The sequence below is a fragment of the Actinoplanes sp. NPDC026670 genome, assembly GCF_040638175.1.
In the GTDB taxonomy this organism is placed as follows: Bacteria; Actinomycetota; Actinomycetes; order Mycobacteriales; family Micromonosporaceae; genus Actinoplanes.
The window spans coordinates 1-1149 of the sequence record NZ_JBEZXU010000208.1; the positions used below are offsets into that span (position 1 = coordinate 1).

The following is a 1149-nucleotide window of genomic DNA, read 5'->3' on the forward strand; positions in this document are numbered from 1 at the left end:
GAAACGCACCCCGATCGAGGAATACCCCGTGCAGGGTGCGTTTCGCATATCCCCCGTTCGTCGCCACCAGAACGTCCCGCCCCTCGCGGACGACCTCCATGGCGAGCAGGACGTCGTCCTCGCTGAAGCGCATGCCGATCACGCCCGAGGTGGCCCGCCCCATCGGGCGCAGCGCCTCGTCGCTCGCGTTGAACCGGATCGCCTGCGCGTTCTTGGAGACCAGCAGCAGATCCTCCTCAGGGGCGACGAGCGCCGCCCCGACCAGCTCGTCCTCGTCGCGCAGATTGATCGCGATGATGCCGCCGGACCGGGGGGAGTCGAACTCCTCGAGCCGAGTCTTCTTCACCAGGCCGTTCTTCGTGGCAAGTACCAGGTAAGGGGCCACCTGGTAGTTCGGAATTTCGATGATCTGCGCGATCTGCTCGTCGGGCTGGAATGCGAGCAGATTGGCCACGTGCTGGCCCTTGGCCACCCTACTGGCCTCGGGCAGCTCGTACGCCTTGGCCCGATAGACGCGCCCCTTGTTGGTGAAGAAGAGCATCCAGTCGTGGGTCGAGCATACGAAGAAGTGGCTGACGATGTCGTCCTGCCGTAGGGTGGCCCCGCTGACGCCCTTGCCGCCGCGCCGCTGGGAACGGTAGAGGTCGACCTTGGTCCGCTTGGCGTAGCCCGTACGGGTGATCGTGACGACCACGTCCTCGCGGGCGATGAGGTCCTCCATGGAGACCTCGCCCTCGAACGGCACGATCTTGGTCCGCCGCTCGTCGCCCCACTTGGCGATGATCTCGCCCAGTTCCTCGGAGACAATCCTGCGCTGCCGCTCGGGCTTGGCGAGGATGTCCTTGAGGTCGGCGATCTCCAGCTCCAGCTTGGCCAGGTCGTCGAGGATCCGCTGCCGCTCCAGCGCGGCGAGCCGGCGCAGCTGCATGTCGAGGATCGCGGTCGCCTGGATCTCGTCGATCTCCAGCAGCCGGATCAGGCCCTGCCGGGCGTCCTCCACAGTGGGCGAGCGCCGGATCAGGGCGATCACCTCGTCGAGGGCGTCCAGCGCCTTGGACAGGCCGCGCAGGATGTGCGCCCGCTCCTCCGCCTTGCGCAGCCGGAACGCCGTCCGCCGGCGAATCACGTCGATCTGGTGCTCGACGTAGT

At 67.0% G+C, this 1149-nt stretch carries 1 protein-coding gene; it reads right to left on the reverse strand.

Annotated elements, in window-relative coordinates:
- Window positions 1-1149, reverse strand: a 1149-nt coding sequence (locus tag AB0E94_RS53140; protein WP_360344645.1) for a DNA gyrase C-terminal beta-propeller domain-containing protein, incomplete at both ends; no start/stop codon positions are given.